The sequence below is a fragment of the Kosakonia sp. 1610 genome (assembly GCF_050435845.1).
GTDB classification, from domain to species: Bacteria; Pseudomonadota; Gammaproteobacteria; order Enterobacterales; family Enterobacteriaceae; genus Kosakonia; species Kosakonia cowanii.
This window is the reverse complement of record NZ_JBNDKZ010000004.1, coordinates 211,191-231,554: the sequence shown is the minus strand read 5'-3', so window position 1 is coordinate 231,554 and position 20,364 is coordinate 211,191. Positions and strand designations below refer to the sequence as shown.

Genomic DNA, 20,364 nt, shown 5'->3' with positions numbered 1-20,364 from the left:
GTAAAAAAAACCGCCATTACGGCGGTTTTATCAACATAACGTTCAATCCGCTCAGTGGCTCTCAAGCCAGCGCTGAATCACCGGGCCGATGCTTTTCAACGCCTCCGGGCTGAACATACCGTTATGGGTGCCCGGCACAGGGTGGACGATGATATTGCCATCAACATAGTTTGCCCAGAGCTGAGGATCGAAATCCTCTTCCCCGGCATCACGCTGCGTCGCTTTGAAGAAGAGCATATCACCGCGATAGCATCCCGGTGTCGTAGCGGCCAGCAGCAGCGGCGCATCACGAAGCTCAGCAAAGATACGCTCGAAAATCACCGGCTCCACGTCCGCGAGAGGGTGTTCCATCACCTGCAACTCACGCCGCAGCCCCTCAACAGAGAAGAGCGCCTGGTCATCCGGCACGGCACCTACCAGCGCTTCGAACAGCACCTTCAGCCCCTCTTCATCGCTCATTATCGTCTCAAGATAACGCTCCCCGAGCGGATAGCCATCCAGCAGCACCAGCGTGCTGACCTGATGCCCCTCTTTTTGTAGCAGCGTGGCGACCTCATGGGCCAGATGGCAGCCGAAAGACCAGCCGAGGAGAGCATAAGGGCCTTCTGGCTGGACGTTATAGATCTCCGCCAGATAGGTTTTCGCCAGCGCCTCTACCGATGCCGCTGCCTCGCCGGTGCTGATCCTGCTCGCCTGCAGACCGTAGATCGGCTGCTGCTCGCCGAGATAGCCAATAAGCCCGGAGTATGACCAGCTCAGGCCACCGCCGGGAGGCAGGCAGAACAGCGCGGCTTTATCGCCCAGCGGTTGCAGCGGCAGCATCACATCCAGCATGCTGCTGCGGCGGTTACTCTCCAGCCGCTGCGCCAGCATCGCGACCGTTGGCGATTCAAACAGATCGCGGATGGTCAGCTTCACCTGCAATTCGCGGTCAATCTGCGTAATCAGGCGCGCCGCCAGCAGAGAGTGGCCGCCCATGGCGAAGAAGCTGCTGTCGATGCTGACGTTCTCAACCTTGAGCAGCGTGCTGAATTTCTCCGCCAGCCAGATCTCCCGCTCGCTTTGCGGTTGACGCCCGGCCTGGGTGCTGAAGTCAGGCTTCGGCAGCGACTTAATCGCCAGTTTACCGTTGGCGTTGAGCGGCAGCGCCTCCAGCAGCACCACCGCAGCAGGCACCATAAAGTCCGGGAGACGTTCACGGGCAAACTGTTGCAACGCTTCAGGCAATGCCTGGAGCGGATCGCTCGCCACCACATAGGCGACCAGCTGTTTATGGCCCGCCGCATCTTCAAGCGGAATAACCGCCACCTGCTGCACGGCCTCATGCTGCTTCAGCACGATCTCGATTTCACCTGGCTCGATTCGGAAGCCGCGAATTTTCACCTGCTGATCGCCACGGCTGACAAAGCTGATGGCGCCGTCACGGCGGCGTTTAACTCTATCGCCGGTGCGGTACATACGGCTTCCCGCAGGCCCGTAAGGGTCGGCGACAAAGTGTGCCGCGCTAAGCCCCGGATGGTTCACGTAGCCGCGCGCCAGCCCGCGTCCGGCGATGTAAAGCTCGCCTGCAACGCCCTCCGGCTGCGGTTGTAAGTACTCATCCAGCACATATAAGCAGGTGTTATCCATTGCGTAGCCGATCGGCACATCCAGATAGGGCGCATCCGCCTGGGTAATCGGGTAATCCGTGGCGTAAGTCGTCGTCTCTGTCGGGCCGTAGATGTTCATCAGCTCAAGATCCGGCAAGTGCTCGCGCACGGACTGTACCGCGCTTGGGGAGATCTTCTCCCCGCCGGTATAGACCTTGCTGACCCCCGCCAGGCACTGCCACGCCTCTTCGGCAATCAGGCGGAACAGCCCGGAGGTTAAAAACACCGCGGTGACGTTGCGATCGGTAATTGTCGAGGTGATCACCGGCAGATCCAGCGCTTCCCCCGGCACAATCACCGCCTGGTGGCCGTTGAGCAGCGCCGCCCAGATCTCATAGGTTGAGGCATCAAAGGCATACGGCGAGTGCAGCAGAATGCGCTGATGATGCTCCCCCTGCCAGCGGCGATCGCGCGCCAGCGCAACGACGTTATCCTGGGTAATGGCAATCCCTTTCGGTTGACCGGTGGAGCCGGAGGTAAACATCACGTAAGCGATATGGTCAGGCTTGAGCGGCGTCGCGATAGTCGGCGCCTCTTCTTGCGTATGGGCATTATTGACCGTCAGCACGGCAATACCCTCCGGCAGAGGCGTCGCGCTGTGCTGCTCATCCACCACCGCGATGCGCACATCCAGCGTATGGGTAATATGCTGCCAGCGCTCAAACGGATCGCTGGTGCGCAGCGGCACATAGAAGCCGCCCGCTTTCACCACGGCGAGCACGCCAATCACCAGCGAGAGAGAACGCTCCAGCAGTAACGCCACGCCCTGTTCTGCTTTCACGCCCTGCTGTTGCAGGGTGTGCGCTAAAGCATTGGCGCGCGCATCCAGCTCCTGGTAGGTCAACTGCTCGTCGCCACAGCTGATGGCGATGTGGTGCGGCGTTTTCGCCACCTGGCAGGCAAACTCCTGCGCTAATGTGGCCGGCGGTGTATCCACAAAGGTGTCATTGCCGATATGAATAAGCGCGTTACGCTGTTCGCCGCTCAGTAACGACAGGTTTTTCACTGGCCGATCCGGCGAGGCGACCGCCGCCTGCAACAGCTGCACAAAGTAACCCGCCAGCGCGGTAACAGTTGAGCGATCGAACAGCTCCACCGGGAAGTCAATTTGTGCATCCAGCGCGCAGACTTCGCCATTTTCGCCGCTAATCTCGTCAAAGTTAAACAGCAGATCAAACTTGGTCGTCACCAGACCGACCGGCTGGTGAGCGGCCTGCACATCCACCAGTTGCGGCGGCGTATTGGCGTTGTTTTGCAGCACCATCATCACCTGGAAGAGGGGATGTCTGGCGGAGGAGCGCCCCGGATTCAATGCTTTGACCACCCAGTCGAACGGCACATCCTGGTTAACATACGCAGAGAGCATATACTCACGAACGCTGGCAAGCGCGGCACGGAAGCTGGGATTTGCCGCCAGATCGACGCGCAGCACCAGCGTATTGACGAAAAAGCCCACCAGATCGCCGATGGCTTCATCCGAGCGTCCTGCTGCGGCGGTACCAAGCGTAATATCATCGCCCGCGCCCATGCGGCTAAAGAGGACAGCGGCGGTCGCCTGTAACAGCATAAAGGGCGTTACCCCTTCCTGTTGCGTCAGGGTTTTAATCCGCTGATAGAGCGCCTCGTCGATCGGGAAATGGACCCGCTCGCCCACATAGCTCGGTGACGCCGGGTGCGGACGGTCAACGGGCAGCAGCATCTCTTCAGGCGCGTCTGCTAGCGCGCTGCGCCAGAAGGCGATCTGCTGGGCGCAGAGCGGCGTGTTCTCCTCGATTTCGCCGAGCAGGCTGCGCTGCCAGAGCGCATAGTCGGCGTACTGCACCGTAAGCGGCGTCCACGTCGGCACCTGCTGCTGGCAGCGCGCGTTGTAAGCGCAGGAGATATCGTGGAACAGCGGTGCCAGCGAGCCGCCATCGCAGGCGATATGGTGAATGACAATCAGCAACACCTGTTCGTGGGTCTGCGGCAAGCGGAACAGCGTACAGCGCAGCGGAATTTCCCGCGCCAGGTCAAAGGCGTAGCCTGACGCCTCATCCAGCGCGCCAGCGAGCGCTTCCTCACTCACCGACTTCACCGCCAGCGTCATCTCGACCGAATCAGCGGCGAGGATATGCTGGTAAGGCTGCTCCTGATGGAGGGGGTAGAGGGTGCGCAACACTTCATGGCGCGCCACCACATCACGCAGTGCCTGGCCCAGCGCCGCTTCATTCAGCGGCCCGCTGAAGCGCACGGCGAGCGGCATATTATAGGCCGCGTGGTTATCGTCGAGGTTCTTCAATAACCACATGCGCTGCTGGGCAAAGGAGAGCGGCAGATACTCGCCGCGCGGCTGCGGGGTCAGCGCCACTTTCGGGGCGATATCCGCCTGCGCCAGCTGGCTGGCGAGCTGCGCCACGGTGGGGTAATCAAACAGCGTACGGATGGGCACATTTTTGCCCAGCTCGCTGCTGATGCGGCTTATCAGACGCATCGCTAACAGCGAATGGCCGCCGAGCATAAAGAAGTTGTCATCAATGCCCGGCGCCTCCAACTGCAACACCTCAGCGAAGAGGCCCGCTAACATCTCCTCCTGCGCATTGCGCGGCTGACGCCGGGTTGCGCTCTGCATCATGCTTGGTTTCGGCAGTGCGCGCTTATCCAGCTTGCCGTTAATGGTCAGCGGGAATTTCTCCATCTGCACAATGGCCGCTGGCACCATATATTCCGGCAGTTTATCCGCTGCATGATGGCGCAGCGCCGTCATGTCGACAGGGCTGGAGCCGTCACTGATGATATAGCCCACCAGCTGCGGGTTGCCGGGGTTATCGTTTTGCAGGATCACCTCGGCCTGGGTCACCTGCGGATAGCTCGCCAGCGCGGCGGCAATCTCGCCCAGCTCAATGCGGAACCCGCGCAGTTTCACCTGCTGATCGGCGCGGCCTAAGTAGTTCAGCTCGCCTTTGCGGGTGCGGATCGCCACATCACCGGAGCGGTACATGCGCGTGCCTGGCTCGCCATACGGGTCAGCAACAAAGCGTTCGCTGCTTAGCGCCACGCGGTTCAGGTAGCCGCGCGCGAGGCCTGCGCCGCTGATATACATCTCCCCCTCTACGCCTGGCGGAACAGGTTGCAGCGCATTGTCTAACAGATGGATATGCAGATCCGGGATCGCCACGCCAATCAGGCTACCGGAGGCGTTGCGCGCCCCCTCCGCCGTCAGCGGCTGATAGCTCACATGAACGGTGGTTTCGGTGATGCCGTACATGTTAATCAGCTCCGGCGCAGCGTCATCATGGCGCTGATACCAGCGCTCAAGCTGGCTCAAATCGAGCGCTTCACCGCCAAACACCACTTTGCGCAGCGCTAATGGGTAGCTTGCTGGCGCAGCGGCGTTTTCCGCTTCAATCAGCTGATAGAAGGCGGAAGGCGTCTGGTTGAGGATGGTGACCCGTTTGTCGCTCAGCAGTTGCAAAAAGGCCTGCGGATCGCGGCTGACGATAAACGGCACCACCACCAGTTCGCCGCCGTAGAGCAGCGGGCCCCAGATCTCCCAGACGGAGAAGTCGAAGGAGCAGGAGTGGAACAGCGTCCAGATGTCGGTGCGGGCAAAGTTAAACCAGCCCTCGGTGGCCGCAAAGAGGCGCAGCACATTGCTGTGGTGGATCATCACCCCTTTCGGTTTACCGGTGGAGCCGGAGGTGTAGATGATGTACGCCAGGCTCTCCGGGGTGACCGGGCGCAGGCGCTCATTGTCACTGAGATCGTCGGCGCTCAGCCCTGCAAGCTGCTGCTGGCACTGCGGCGTATCGAGCAGCAGTTCGGGCAGCGTGCTGCTTAGCGTACCGGCATACTCCGCGAGGGTGATAATCAGCGCCGGTCTGGCGTCGTCAACAATGTAGGCCAGACGATCCGCCGGGTTATGCACATCCAGCGGCAGGTAGGCGGCGCCCGCTTTGACGATGGCGAGCAGCGCCACCAGTGTCTCCATGGTGCGCGGCAGCGCCAGCGCGACGCTATCTTCCGTGCCGATACCGCGGCTTACCAGATAGCGTGCCAGCTGGTTGGCACGCTGGTTCAGTTCGCCGTAGCTCATCGTCTTATCGCCGAGGCTCAGCGCCGTTGCCTGCGGTGTTTCACGCACCCGCTGTTCGAAAACCTGATGCAGCGTGGCGTGAGCCCACTGGTTAAAAGCGGTGCAAGCTTGCACGGCAGCCTGGCACTCCTCCGCCAGCAGCAGCGGAACGCTGCCGACGCGCCGCTGCGGCTCTGCCATCACGGCGTTCAGAACCAGCACGAAACGCTCGGCCAGCGCTTCGGCGGTGGCATCGTCAAACAGATCGGTGGCGTATTCGAGAATGCCGTTAAGCGCCGTGGGCGTCTCTTCGATATTAAAGGTCAGATCGAACTTCGCCACCGGCAGCAGCGGTGTGGCAACTCTGGTTTGCAGATGGTCAAAGCGCGCTTCGCTGTAGGCCATATTTTGCAGTACCAGCATCACCTGGAAGAGAGGGTGGCGCGCCAGCGAACGCTCAGGATTTAGCGCTTCGACCAGGTTATCAAAGGGAAGATCCTGGTGTTCGTAGGCTTGCAGCGCATAGTCGCGAACCTTCTCCAGCAGGGCGCTGAAGGTGAGGTTGTCGTCAATGGTGGCACGCATCACCAGCGTGTTGATAAAGAAGCCAACCAGCGGTTCGAGCGCCTCATCGCTGCGCCCGGCAATGGCGGTACCGACGGGAATGTCGTCACCTGCGCCCATGCGGTGCAGCAGCACCGCCAGCGCCGCCTGCAACACCATAAACAGACTGGCGTTGTGCCCTTTCGCCACCTCAAGCAGGCGCGCGTGCAGCGATTCATCGATGGTAAAGCGACACTGCTTGCCCTGGTAGCTTGCGCGCGCCGGGCGCGGACGGTCGAGAGGCAACTTCAGCTCGTCAGGGAGATCGGCGAGGGTGTTGCGCCACCAGGCGAGCTGGCGGCCCGCCAGGCTTTCAGCGGCGTTGAGCTCGCCCAGCCAGTCGTTCTGCCACAGGGCATAATCGCCATAGTTCACCGTAAGCGGCGTGAAGGCCGGAGCCTGGCCCTGCGCGCGGGCGTTATAGGCCGCGGCGAGATCATGCAGGAGCGGAGAGAGCGAACTGCCATCGCTGGCGATATGGTGCATTAAAAACAGCAGCAGATGGCGCTCTTGATTGACGGTAAAGAGCCACGCGCGGCAGGGATCTTCCCCGGCTAAATCGAAGGTGTATTGCGCGGCGCTCAGCATCCGGCTTTGCAGATCGTCAGACGCAACGTGTTCGGTTATCAGAGTGCAGGCTGCCTCCTCATCCCCGGTAACGTGCTGATAAACGCTGCCGTCGGGCTGCTGTAAAAAGCGCGTGCGCAGCGTTTCGTGGCGCAGCTTCACATCGTTAAGTGCCGCCGCCAGCGCCGCTACATTTACTTCGCCCGTAAGCTCCAGCGTCAGCGGCATATTGTAGGTGGCGGTTTGCCCCTCGATACGATCGATCATCCACAGCCGACGCTGCGCGGCGGAAAGCGGCAGACGGGCCGGTTTTTCACGCGCCTGTAGCAGCAAACGCGAAGGCGCGGCGGCGTGCAAACGCTCGGCGAACTGCGCCACCGTCGGCGCTTCAAAGAGATCGCGGATCGCAGGATCAACACGCATTTCGCGGCGCACTTTGCTGACCAGACGCGACGCCAGCAGCGAGTGGCCGCCGAGGGCAAAGAAGTTGTCATCAATGCCGATGTCATCCAGGCCGAGCACTTCGGCGAAGAGTGCGCAGAGCATGCTCTCCCGCTCATTGCGTGCGCCACGATGCTGCGCGGCGGTAAAGTGCGGCGCGGGCAGGGCGCGCATATCCACTTTGCCGTTGGCGTTTAGCGGGAAGGTCTCCAGCGGGATAATCATCGCCGGCACCATAAAGTCCGGCAACTGCGCGCTCAGCGCCGCGCGCAGCTGTTCCGCATCGAAGTCCACCGCTTTGCGCGGGATAACATAGGCGACAATCTGCTTATTGCCTGCGTTTGGCTCGACGATGCAGGCCAGCGCCTGCGCTACGGCAGGCTGCTGTTGCAGCGCGGTTTCCACTTCCGCCAGCTCAATACGGAAGCCGCGAATTTTCACCTGCTGATCGCCGCGGCTGAGGTATTCGAGCACGCCATCTTCACGCCAGCGCGCCCAGTCCCCGGAGCGGTACATGCGCTCGCCGGGCTGCGCGAAGGGGTTGGCGACAAAGTGCGTTGCCGTCAGCACCGGCTGGTTCTGGTAGCCGCGCGCCAGTCCGAGACCGGCGATATACAACTCGCCGGGAACGCCGACCGGCACAGGATTGAGATAGCCATCCAGCACGTAGGTCTGCATGTTATCGATCGGCGCGCCGATGGGCACCGTCGTCTCCGTCGGGATGCCCGGCATCAGGTGCGTGGTGGTAAAGGTAGTGGTTTCTGTCGGGCCGTAGCCGTTCATCATCTTCAGTTCAGGGCAGTGCGTCATGACCTTTCTGATCGCCGCCACCGGCAGCACATCACCCCCGGCAATCAGCAGCCGCACCGCTTTCAGCGCGCTGGCATGCTCCTCGGCCATCAGGCGGAAGAGACCGGCGGTGAGCCACAGCGCGGTCACGTTTTCCGCCATGACGATCTGTGCCAGCGCATCGATATCCAGCTCACCGGCTGGGGCGACAATCAGCTGACCGCCGCACAGCAGCGGCACCCACAGTTCATAGGTGGAGGCATCAAAGGCTGACGGGGAGTGCAGCAAGACGCGCTGATGATCCTCCGCCGACCAGCGGCGGTCGAGGGCAAGCGCCGCTACACTCTGCTGGTTGACGGCAATCCCCTTTGGTTTACCGGTCGAGCCGGAGGTGTACATGATGTAGGCCAGGCTCTGCGCCGCACTGGCTACTGCCGGGTTGGTCTCTGTTCCGGCCTGCTGCGCGTCGTCGGCCGGGTGAATGATATGCGCGGCATCCGGTAACGGCAGACCCGCGTCGGCGATAAGCAGCGTGGCACCTGCGTCATCCAGCATCATCTGCTGGCGCTCAAGGGGGTCGCGCGGGCGCAGCGGCAGGTAAGCGCCGCCCGCTTTGATCACCGCAAGTGTGGCAATCACTTCATCAATGGAGTGCTGCATCAGCAGCCCGGCGCAGAAGGTCTTCCCGCCGTTCAGGGCTATCAGCCGGTGCGCCAGACGGTTCGCCGCCTGGTTTAGCTGGCTGTAGGTCACCGTTTTGCTGCCTTGCTTAACGGCAATGGCGTCCGGCGTGCGCAGCACCTGCTGTTCAAACAGCGCGGCTAAACGCACCTCAGGCAGCGCGACACGGGTGGCATTCCAGCCGCTGAGCAGCGTTTCGCGCTGGGCAGAGGTTAATAGCGCTAGCTCGCCAACGCGGGTAGTCGGCGCGCTCACCAGTGTCTCAATTACGTGGACTACGCGTTCGGCAACGCCCTCGATGGTGCGCGCGTTATAGAGATCGGTGGCGTATTCGATATACCCGCTTACGCGCCCGTGCTGCTCATCAATGTTGAAATTAAACAGCAGATCAAATTTCGCGCTGCTGGTGGGCAATTCAAGCTGTTCAAGCTGTAACCCTTCGAAGCTGACAGCCTGCGGCCACGGCGTATCGACCGCCAGCATCACCTGGAAAAGCGGATGTTTTGCCAGCGAGCGGTCTGGTGCCAGGGCTTCGACAAGGCGCTCGAAGGGGAGATCCTGGTGTTCATTGGCCTCCAGCACTGCACTGCGCGCCAGCTCAATGAGCGTGCGTAATTCCGGGTTGCCGGAGGCCTGGGTACGCAGCACCGCGGTGTTGGCGAAGTAGCCAATCATCGGGATCTGCGCGATATCGGTACGGCCATAGATCGGCGTACCGATGGCAATGTCGTCGCCCGCGCCCATGCGGTGCAGCAGCGCCACCAGGCCTGCGTGCAGCAGCATAAAGAGGCTGGCACCCGTTTGTGCGCTCAGCGCTGCAAGCTTTGCAAAGACATCATCCGGCAGCGTAAAGGCGACGCGATCGCCCGAATAGCTGGCGCGCGCCGGACGGGGGCGATCGCCTGCCAGCGTAATCTCTTCCGGCAGCCCCTGTAGCTGATTGCGCCAGTAGGCCATTTGCCTGGCGAAGAGGGCGTTCTCATCCTGCTCTTCACTGAGCAGCGCGCGTTGCCAGAGGGCGTAATCCGCATACTGCACCGCAAGCGGCGCAAGATCGGGGGCGTGGCCTGCCTGGCGCGCCTGCCAGCAGAGGCTCAGATCCTGCAATAGCGGGAAGAGGGAGCCGCCGTCGCCTGCGGTGTGGTGGATCACCAGCAGCAGAACATGCTGCTCGGGCGCAAGTTGATAGAGCCAGCCTTTGATCGGCAGCTCGCGATCGAGGGCAAAAATATGCGCGCTGTGCTGCATCAGCTGGGCGTTCAGATCGTCTGGCGCAACGGTCTGTTGTTGCAGGGTAAATGCCGCCTCTTGCGGCGTCAGCACCTGCTGGCAAGGGGTATCGTCCTGCTGGGTTAAGCGCGTACGCAGGCTCTCATGGCGGGCGATAACATCCGCCAGCGCCTGCGTCAGCATTGCGGCATCCAGTTTACCGGTAAGCCTGATGGCGAGCGGCATATTGTAGGCGCTGCCCGGCGCGATCTGCTCCTGTAGCCACAGGCGCTGCTGGGCAAACGACATCGGCAGCAGGGCGGGGCGCGGTTGCGCCACCAGCGCAGGGCGCACGGGCGCGCCGCTTCCGGCCTCAATCAGCCTGCTCAGCTCGGCGACGGTTGGCGCGTCGAAGATCGCCTTCAGCGAGATCTCACTGTTGAACGCTTCGCGGATGCGGCTCAGCAGTTTCAGCGCCAGCAGCGAATGGCCGCCAAGGCTGAAGAAGTTGTCATCGATTCCCGGTAACGCGCTGTCCAGGCACTCGGCAAAGAGCTGGCACAGTTTTTCCTGCTGCGGCGTGGAGGGCAGCACGCGGGCGGGCGCGGTGAAAGCAGGTACGGGCAGGGCGCGGCGGTCAATTTTGCCATTCGCCGTGAGGGGGAACTGCTCCAGCACCATCATCACTGACGGCACCATATAATCCGGCAGCTGTTTGCCTAAGTCGGCGCGCAGCGTGTCGGGCGAACAATGCGCGCCATCGTGCGGCACCACGTAAGCTACCAGCCGTTTTTGCCCGGAGGCTTTTTCATCATGCGCGAGCACCAGCGCCTGCTTGATCGCCTTTGATCCCAGCAGCGCGTTTTCGATATCGCCGAGCTCAATGCGGTAACCGCGGATCTTCACCTGGTTGTCCGCGCGCCCGAGGAAGCCGATCTGCATATCCTGCTCCCAGAAGGCGATATCCCCGGTGCGGTACATGCGCGACCCTTCAGGGCCAAAGGGGTTAGCGACAAAGCGCTCGCTGGTGAGATCGGCGCGTTTCAGGTAGCCAAACGCCAGGCCGTCGCCAGCGATATAGAGCTCACCTGCCTGGCCAACCGGAACCGGTTGTAGCGCGCTGTCGAGGATATAAACCTGGGTGTTGTTGATCGGCAGACCAATGATGGAAGGAGCCACGCGATCGGCGGTCAGCTCGCGCAGGGTTGACCAGATCGTCGTTTCCGTTGGCCCGTAAACCTGAATGACTCGCGATGCCAGCGTCACCATCTGTTCGGCCAGATTGGCTGCCAGCGCGTCACCGCCCACCAGCGCGGTGAGACCTGCCAGCGCCTGCGGTTGATAGCTGACCAGGCCCTGCCACAACGCTGGCGTACCCTGCAAATGGGTGATGTTCCAGCGATGGATTTCATTTGCCAGCAGATGCGGGTCGCGCGCCGCATCGCGTGTAGCGATCACCACCGCTGCGCCGTTGAGCAGCGGCAGGAAAAGCTCCAGCGCGGCAATATCAAACCCGACCGTGGTGACGGCCATTAAACGATGCTCCGCCGAGAGCTGAACATGTTGCTGCATCGCCAGCATAAAATTGGCCAATGCATGATGGGGGATCAGCACCCCTTTTGGCGCGCCGGTCGAGCCGGATGTGAAGAGCACATACGCTGCCTGCTGCCGCTGGGCGGGGGTTGTCACAGGGTCGGTTTCTGGCTGCGAGATAATGCCAGCAATAATGGCGTTATCATCTATTTGATATTGCGGGAATTGTGCAACCAGATGCGACGTCCCGGAGGTGGTTAACAGGCAGGTCGGCGCGGCGGTGGCGAGAATATGTTTTATCCGTTCAGCGGGATGATCGGGATCTAATGGCATATAGACCGCACCGGCTTTCATGATCGCCAGCATAGCGATCACCAGATTATCCGTGCGCGGCAGCAGCAGCCCGACAATGTCGCCCGGCCGTACCCCCTGCTGGCGTAAATAGTGGCTCATTTGGTTCACCAGGCTATTTAGCTGCCCATAGCTCAGCACGCTCTCCTCGTAGAAGATGGCCGGAGCATCGGGTGTACGCTGAACCTGTTTTTCAAAGCACTCCGCAAGCGTAAGGGAAGGTGTCGGCGCTGCGGTTTTATCATTCAGCAGGGCAATCTGCTGCTGCTCACTGGCGCTCAGTAACGCGGGGACGCCGATGGCCATCTCAGGGTTAGCAATCAGTTCACTGAATAGCGCCGTCATTCTTTCATAATGGGCAAGCAGCTGTTGATCGCTATAGAGCGCGCTGTTGGCATCGAAGCCCAGCACGATGGTGCGCTCACCGCCATAGCCGAAGAAGAAGATGCTCAAATCTTCCACCGGGCCGTTGGAGAGATTCACGGAAAAGGTTTCCGCCCCTGTCAGCGCCAGGCTTTCGCCGAAGAGTTCAACGTTAATCGCCGTGTTAAACAGCGGGCGCGTGACGTTAAGCTCGCGAAGCAGATCTTCATGGCGGTATTGCTGATGGCGCAACGAGGAGATCATCTCTTTCATTGCCTGCGCCATCACGTCGTTGAGAGTCAGCGCTGGCGATAAGTTTAAGCGCAGCGGCATGATATTCGACATTAAGCCAGGAATGCTGCGCTGCGCTCGCCCAACGCGCGCCGCCATTGGAAAGCCAATCACTAAATCTTCATTACCGGTAATGCGGTAGAGATAGATCGCGCTCAGGGCGGTGAGCAGCTGCGGCAGCGTAAAGCCGGAGCCGCTTGCCCGCTGCATGATGGCGTCATGAAACGGTTTTTCCAGCGGGATGCGCTGGCGGATTAGCTGGTCGCAGGGGGCGGCGCGCCCGGCGAGACTCACCGGCTCCGGCAGATCGCTAAAGCGCGATACCCAGTAATCTCTGTCGCGCGCGAAACGCTTTGAGTGGCGATACGCGACATCGTCGGCCATCAATGTTTTAAAGCTGCCGTAAGGTGAGGGGGAGACCGGCTCGCCGGCGATTAAGCAGTTGTAGATCTCAATGACGCGGCTGAGGAGCAGCGCGGCGCCAAAACCGTCGGTAAGAATGTGATGGCTGCACTGATAATAGAGATGTTTGTTTTCGGCAATCTTAATCAGGAAAAAGGTAAACAGATGCTTTTCAGAGAGCGAATAGGCTCTGTTTGTCTGCGCCGTCATATATTCAATGGCGGTTGCCCACGGGTCATCCATCATACTGAAATCATAAAAGCCTGCTTCATAATCATTAACCGGCGTCAATGATTGCCTGACGTCGTTATTTTCATGAAAAAAACGGCTATGCATGGCATCCGTTTCAACAATCATTAGTTTTATAGCGTCTTTAAATAGTGATGGGTTAATTGCGCCATCAATAATTAAATACTCACTAATATTATTATTTGCTTGATTCAGTGCGACTTCATTCGCTAACCACATGCCCATCTGAGCCGACGTTAAAGCGAAATAATCCATGTCTTCTGGTGCGGACATATAAAACCTCAATATTAAAGCGAAATAGGATAACGAGTGGGCAACACGGGGTTAGAGATTTTGTAAACTTTTCGGCTTGATATCCTTCCAGTTTTCCTCGATGTACTCAATGCACGCCTTGCGGCTGGCGGGCCCGCAGACCACGTCCCAACCCTCGGGGACAACCATAAATTCCGGCCATAAAGAGTGCTGATTCTCTGCGTTTACTAATACTAAAAAAGTAATGTTTTCATTTTCGAATGGATTGCTCATTTACTTGCCCCTGTAATAATAAAAACGAGGGTAATATTTATAGAATAAAAATCTGGAAGGCAATCTGTAATAGGAGGCTGTAAAAGAGATAACTTCTTGTTGTGATCTATCTCACGTTTTATTGCTAATTAATAATAGCGTGAATAAATAAGAATTTTATCCAGCGGCTAAGCTTTAAATAGTATAGATAAAAGAAATGGCAATTTTATTTTTTGAATAATATTAATGTTTAAAATGTGCTCTTAGGTATTAATTAATATAAGGCGCGGTGTGTGGTTAATAATCGAACGGAGTTCGATGGAGAGTCCGGTCGCAGAAAAGCAAAAACCCAGCCATAGGCTGGGTTCTCTGAATAAGTGGTGCCCGGACCCGGACTAACGCCGAAGGCGTTGAACAGCGCGCTTGTCGCGCTGGCCCCGAAGGGGTGAGCCGCTTGCGGCGAATAATCGAACGAAGTTCGATGGAGAGTCCGGTCGCAGAAAAGCAAAAACCCAGCCATAGGCTGGGTTTTCTGAATAAGTGGTGCCCGGACCCGGACTAACGCCGCAGGCGTTGAACAGCGCGCCTGTCGCGCTGGCCCCGAAGGGGTGAGCCGCTTGCGGCGAATAATCGAACGAAGTTCGATGGAGAGTCCATACCCCAGAAAGCAAAAACCCGCCTTTTGGGCGGGTTCTTTAAATTAGTGGTGCCCGGACTCGGAATCGAACCAAGGACACGGGGATTTTCAATCCCCTGCTCTACCGACTGAGCTATCCGGGCAACGGGGCGCATTAAACCTGATTCACTGCGCTCCGTCAACGAAATTTCTTCATTTCGTCACAGAGTGCACAATCTATCACCACTTTCTGCCCATTGCACGCGCACTCAGGCAAAAAAGGCCGTCCAGAGGGCGGATAGCGGCATTGCCAGCACCAGCGCGGGCAGCATATTCGCCACGGCAAACATCTTTATTCCGCAGATGCGCAGCCCGGTCGCCAGCAGCAGAATTCCACCGACGGCGGTAAAATCGCCCATCATCGCCGGGGTGGTGAGCGGCAGAATAAGCGTCGCGCAGGTGGCGAGCGTCAGCTGAATAATCAGCATTGGAACCGAGATGATCGCCACGGCGAAACCGAGCGAAGTGGCGAAGATCAGCGCGGTAAAGAAATCGAGAAACGCTTTGGCAATCAGAATGCTGGGATCGCCGGTCATCCCTTCGCGCATGGCGCCAAAAATCCCGGTCCCGCTGGCGCAAAAGAGAATAATGATCGCCACCAGGCTCTGAATAAACGACTCATGGGCGCTGGAGGCTGACTCAACCGCGTTGCGCTTCTGCGCCAGCTTGCGCAGGGCATTAACGCCGCCGCCGATGCCGCGCTCAACATAACAGAGCTCGCCAATCAGTGTGCCGAGCAGCGTCGCCAGCACCATCACCGGCAGGTTGACGCATTTGACCACCAGTAAAATGCCGATGCCAAGCGAGGCAAGGCCAAAAATGGAGGGCATTGATGAGCGCACGCGCTCCGGTAAACGGTGGCTCATCAGCGCACCGAGCGTGCCGCCGATCAGCACGGCAGCCGCGTTAATAAAAGGACCTGTCAGCACGTTCACACTCCTGAAGTGCCATAAAAATGAATAAGAAGGCGCATACCATAGCATTTTTATGCGCGGCGAAGTGCCACCCAGGTTGCGCCTGCGGGTTAAAAATGACATGATTGCGCGAATTTTCATCCATCTGACGGGGCCGCCTGATGCTGTACATTTCAGCCGCTGACACTGCGTTTCACGCCCGTGCCAGGGCCACTCGCCCCCGCTTATCGTCACTCTTTCTCACCATGCGGTGAGGGTAGCGCACGCTCACCGCAGGACAACAGTAAGATCAGCGGTTTTCTGCTTTTACTGATGTCTGGCGTCCGGAGCTGATCCCAGCCAGACATTTTCGTTGGGCGAAGCCACCGCTTCGTCCGGGGCTTTTTACTCCCCTGAAACGGGTATTCGTGCTTATGAACTCACTGAAAATTGCCGTCAGCCGCGAGCTGCTCTCCACCCTCTCAACCCACCGCGAGGTGATCTCCCTTGAGAGTACCGATTTTACGGATGTGGCGGCAGTCGTCATGACGGTAGCGGAGAGCCGCAGCGGCATTCTCGCGCTGCTCAAACGCACTGGTTTTAATCTGCCGGTCTTTCTCTTCTCCGGCGAACCGGTTACCGCACCCGAAGGCGTGACGGCGGTGATTAGCGGACGCGATCAGGAGTGGCTGGAGCTGGAAGCCGCCGCCTGTGATTATGAAGCAAAGCTGCTGCCACCGTTCTTCGATACGCTGCGTCAATATGTCGAGATGAAGAACAGCACCTTCGCCTGTCCCGGCCACCAGCACGGCGCGTTCTTTAAAAAGCACCCGGCGGGCCGTCAGTTCTACGACTTTTTCGGTGAGAACGTCTTTCGCGCCGATATGTGCAACGCCGACGTCAAGCTCGGTGATTTGCTGATCCACGAAGGCTCCGCCAAGCACGCGCAGAAGTTTGCCGCCAAAGTGTTTAACGCCGACAAAACTTACTTTGTGCTTAACGGCACCTCCGCCGCCAATAAAGTGGTGACCAATGCGCTGCTGACGCGCGGCGATCTGGTGCTTTTCGATCGCAACAACCATAAATCCAACCACCACGGCGCGCTGATTCAGGCCGGCGCGACGCCGGTCTATCTGGAAGCGGCGCGCAACCCGTTTGGCTTTATTGGCGGCATTGACGATCACTGTTTTGATGAAGCCTACCTGCGCACCTTAATCAGCGATGTCGCGCCTGATAAGGCCAGACAGCCGCGTCCGTTCCGCCTGGCGGTGATCCAGCTTGGCACCTACGATGGCACGATCTACAACGCCCGCCAGGTGATCGATAAGATCGGCCACCTGTGCGACTACATCCTGTTTGATTCGGCGTGGGTCGGTTACGAGCAGTTTATCCCGATGATGGCCGACTGCTCGCCGCTGCTGCTCGATCTGAACGAAAACGATCCGGGGATCTTCGTCACCCAGTCGGTGCATAAACAGCAGGCGGGCTTCTCGCAAACCTCGCAGATCCACAAAAAAGATAACCACCTGCGCGGCCAGGCGCGCTTCTGCCCGCACAAGCGGCTGAATAACGCCTTTATGCTGCACGCCTCCACCAGCCCGTTTTATCCACTGTTTGCCGCGCTGGATATCAACGCCAAAATTCACCAGGGCGAGAGCGGGCGCAGGCTGTGGGCGGAGTGCGTTGAGTTGGGCATTGAGGCGCGCAAAGCGATCATCGCCAACTGCAAAATGATCCAGCCATTTGTGCCGCCGGTGATCGGTGGTCGCCCGTGGCAGGATCATCCCACCGAGCTTATCGCCCGCAAGCGCCGCTTCTTCAGCTTTGAACCGGGCGACAAGTGGCACGGTTTTGAGGGCTACGCCCAGGATCAATATTTTGTCGATCCCTGCAAACTGCTGCTCACCACGCCGGGCATCGATGCGGAGACGGGTGAATACACCGATTTCGGCATTCCGGCGACCATTCTGGCGCACTACCTGCGTGAAAACGGCATTGTGCCGGAGAAGTGTGATCTCAACTCGATCCTCTTCCTGCTGACCCCTGCTGAAAGCGCAGAGAAGATGGCGCAGCTGGTGGCGATGATCGCCCAGTTTGAGCAGCATATTGAAGATGACACGCCGCTGGCCGACGTGCTGCCGACCATCTTTAACAAATACCCGGTGCGCTACCGCGATTACACCCTGCGCGAACTGTGCCAGGAGATGCACGATCTCTACGTCAGCTTTGACGTTAAAGATCTGCAAAAAGCGATGTTCCGTAAAGAGAGCTTCCCGGCGGTGGCGATGAATCCGCAGGATGCCAATAGCGAGTTTATTCGCGGTAACGTCGAACTGGTGCGCATCAGCGAGGCGGAAGGGCGCATTGCGGCAGAGGGCGCGCTGCCCTATCCGCCGGGCGTGCTCTGCGTGGTGCCGGGTGAAGTGTGGGGTAGAGCAGTGCAGCGCTACTTCCTCGCGCTGGAGGAGGGGGTTAACCTGCTGCCCGGCTTCTCGCCGGAGCTACAGGGCGTCTACTCGGAAACCGATGCCGATGGCATCAAGCGCCTTTACGGCTACGTGCTGAAGTAATCACCGCGCCGCCTGGGATGCGTCTCAGGCGGCCGCGCGGCGGTAAATGCGCCGCGGGTGACCAATCTTGCCATACTGCATCTCCACCGCCAAAAAGCCCGCCTCGACACAGTGTTCAAGGTAGCGGCGGGTGGTGGTTTTGCTCAGTCCCGTTTCGCTTACCACCTCATCAACGGAAAAACAGCGCGCCTCGTCGTCGGCGAACAGCTTCTGCACCAGCGCCAGCGTGCTCTCTTCAATCCCTTTGCTGCCGTTATCCTGGCGGTAACTTTTCGACTGCAACTGATAGAGGGTGTCGACGTTCTGTTGGTCGACAATCTTCCACACCCGTTGCTGCTCGGTGAACTGCACAAAGCGCTCCAGCGACTGGCTTAAGCGCTTCCACGACACCGGTTTGAGAATGTAATCGAAAGCGCCGTTGCGGATCGCCTGGCTACAGGTGTCCATATCGCTGGCGGCGGTAATAAAGATCACCGAACAGTTGGCGTTGATAATCTCGGGGTCGCTAATCAGCGTGATGCCTTTGCCATCCGGCAGGTAGTTATCCAGCAGGATGAGCTGCGGCTGTCGCTGGCTAAGGAGTGTTTTCGCTTCCGCCAGCGATGACGCCATCCCTACCAGCCGCAGGCGCGGATGTTTACTCACCAGTTCAGCGTTGAGCTGCGCCAGCGTCTCTTCATCTTCGACGATCAGCACGTCTATCGGTTCATGTTGCATACATCTCATCCAGGGTGGCAACGGAGCGCGGAGCGCTGCCCGTTTCAGGAATAAACAGAGAAAAAATGGTGCCGCGGGGCGCATTAGCCGACACCTCGATCGCGCCGCCCGCCTGAGTGACATAGCTGGCGATCAGATAGAGGCCAATGCCGTGATCGCCGCGGCGTTTGGTGGTCACCCCGCGCTCAAAGATGCGATCGGCAATCGCCGGATCGATCCCAATCCCGCGATCCGCCACTTCTATGATCAGCTCCCGATCGTTAAGCAGGATCAGTACATCGACCGGATCGTGCGGCAGAGTGGCGCGCTGGGTTGCTTCAATAGCGTTATCCAGCAGGTTGCCGATGATGGAGATCAACTCCGCTTCTGCCAGCCCACGACAGGGGCGATCCATGCGGCTTAATGGGTCGAAGTTCAGCTCCACGCCTTTCTCCCGCGCGCGCGCCGCTTTGCCCAGCAGCAGACCGCAAATGGTCGGCGAGGTAAAGCGCGAGGAGATAAAGTCCAGCAGCTCCTGAGCGTGTTCCGACTGGGCCTGAATATAGTTCACCGCTTCGTCATAACGCTCCATATGCAGCAGCCCGGAAAGGGTGGTCATGCGGTTAAGCTGCTCATGGCGCATAATGCGCAGGTTGTCAGCATAGCGCTTTACCTGGCTTAACTGCGCGCTCAGGCTGTCGATCTCATTGCGATCGCGAAAGGTGATCACCCACCCTTGTAAGCTATCTTCGAGCATAATGCGCACCCGGCTGGCGATCACCGTCAGGTGGTTGAAGCGGCAAATCTCATCATGGGTGTCGCTCTCCAGCATCGTCGCGGCAGCAAAAAAGGGCACCGGCGCAATCACATCGCTAATCGCATGGCCCCGCAGGGCACGGGTTGGCTGGCTCAGTCCCAGCAGCTTACGCGCCGCCTGGTTGATCACCTCAATGCGAGACTCGCGATCAATCGCAATCACCCCTTCGTAGATCGACTCCATCATCGCCTTCTGCTGGCGCACCAGCAGGCCAATCTCGCGCGGCTCAAGGGAGAAGATCTGCTTTTTAATGCTGCGGGTAAAAAACCAGGAGAAGACAAACAGCGCGACGAGCAGCAGTACGGCGGCGATAAAGATATTAATCACTTTGCCGAGGGTGATGGCATCCAGATAGCTGGTCAGATACCCAACCGAGACAATGCCGACCACCCTGCCATTATCATCAAAAATAGGCGCTTTACTGCGTAGCGAAATCCCCAGCCCGCCTTTGCGAATAGTGGTGGTGCTTTTGCCCTGTAATACTTCCGCGTTATCGCCGCCGACCAGCGTTTTTCCCACCACATCTGCATGCACGGAGTGAAATAGGTGCAGGCCTTTATTATCACCAATCACAATAAAGCTGGCATCGCTGTGGGAAACCACCTTTTGCATAAACTGATTAATAGCGGGAATATTCTTCTCGGCGACAGAGCGCCGTAGATTCGGAATAATCGCAATCTCTTCCGCCTGTATTTTCGCGCGGGCGCTCATCTCCTGATAGAGCTGGCGTCCGACGTCCTTGTAATAATAAACGCCCAGCAGGACGAACAGGCCGGAGAAGAAAAGCACCAGCGAGATAAACAGCTTGATTTGAAAGGAGACTTTCATAACGACACGCGCAGCAATAAGGAAAGCCTCAATGTAACACTTTTCCCTGCGCGGGCGAGCAGTTTGCGGGAAACTTGTGATCCCTTACACAGCGCGTGTTGCTGTGGAAAAACAAGCTGTTACAACCTCCTGTTACGGTTTGTTATGAACATGTATTTCCTTTTAAAAAAACCATAAAAACCACGGCAATAAATAAGAGCC

The 20,364-nt window shown here is 58.8% G+C and carries 6 protein-coding genes and 1 tRNA gene; 1 reads left to right on the top strand and 6 read right to left on the bottom strand.

Annotation, left to right across the window (positions count from 1 at the left end; translation table 11 throughout):
- Positions 1 to 51 precede the first annotated feature (51 nt).
- From ABIC80_RS14135 to ABIC80_RS14120, 4 genes are all read right to left on the bottom strand, one after another.
- Positions 52 to 13,434: an amino acid adenylation domain-containing protein gene (locus ABIC80_RS14135; protein WP_429177643.1), complete on the bottom strand. Its 13,383-nt coding sequence runs from the start codon at positions 13,432 to 13,434 to the stop codon at positions 52 to 54.
- Positions 13,435 to 13,503: 69 nt separating this feature from the next.
- Positions 13,504 to 13,704: an MbtH family protein gene (locus ABIC80_RS14130; RefSeq protein ID WP_200134796.1), complete on the bottom strand. Its 201-nt coding sequence runs from the start codon at positions 13,702 to 13,704 to the stop codon at positions 13,504 to 13,506.
- A gap of 683 nt (positions 13,705 to 14,387) precedes the next feature.
- Positions 14,388 to 14,463 (bottom strand) — tRNA-Phe (locus ABIC80_RS14125).
- A 105-nt stretch (positions 14,464 to 14,568) separates the two neighbouring features.
- Positions 14,569 to 15,288, bottom strand: a complete 720-nt coding sequence (locus ABIC80_RS14120; RefSeq protein WP_094422068.1) for a DUF554 domain-containing protein — start codon at positions 15,286 to 15,288, stop codon at positions 14,569 to 14,571.
- A 398-nt stretch (positions 15,289 to 15,686) separates the two neighbouring features.
- On the opposite strand from ABIC80_RS14120, the gene ABIC80_RS14115 reads away from it, so the two are divergent.
- A complete protein-coding gene (locus tag ABIC80_RS14115; protein ID WP_429177554.1) occupies positions 15,687 to 17,822 on the top strand; it encodes an ornithine decarboxylase in 2,136 nt (711 codons plus the stop codon).
- A gap of 24 nt (positions 17,823 to 17,846) precedes the next feature.
- Here ABIC80_RS14115 and ABIC80_RS14110 read toward each other — a convergent pair whose 3' ends face one another.
- Both ABIC80_RS14110 and ABIC80_RS14105 read right to left on the bottom strand, forming a co-directional pair.
- On the bottom strand, positions 17,847 to 18,539 hold the full coding sequence (locus tag ABIC80_RS14110) for a response regulator (RefSeq protein ID WP_429177553.1): 693 nt from the start codon (positions 18,537 to 18,539) through the stop codon (positions 17,847 to 17,849).
- Complete coding sequence (locus tag ABIC80_RS14105) at positions 18,529 to 20,163, bottom strand: ATP-binding protein (RefSeq protein ID WP_429177551.1); 1,635 nt, start codon at positions 20,161 to 20,163, stop codon at positions 18,529 to 18,531. Before ABIC80_RS14105 ends, ABIC80_RS14110 begins: the two co-directional genes overlap by 11 nt.
- Positions 20,164 to 20,364: the final 201 nt, after the last annotated feature.

Excerpts from the sequence above, each read along its gene's own strand:
- ABIC80_RS14135 (WP_429177643.1), bottom strand. The coding sequence starts at position 13,434 with ATGGATTATTTCGCTTTAACGTCGGCTCAGATGGGCATGTGGTTAGCG.
- ABIC80_RS14130 (WP_200134796.1), bottom strand. The coding sequence starts at position 13,704 with ATGAGCAATCCATTCGAAAATGAAAACATTACTTTTTTAGTATTAGTA.
- ABIC80_RS14115 (WP_429177554.1), top strand. The coding sequence starts at position 15,687 with ATGAACTCACTGAAAATTGCCGTCAGCCGCGAGCTGCTCTCCACCCTC.
- ABIC80_RS14110 (WP_429177553.1), bottom strand. The coding sequence starts at position 18,539 with ATGCAACATGAACCGATAGACGTGCTGATCGTCGAAGATGAAGAGACG.
- ABIC80_RS14105 (WP_429177551.1), bottom strand. The coding sequence starts at position 20,163 with ATGAAAGTCTCCTTTCAAATCAAGCTGTTTATCTCGCTGGTGCTTTTC.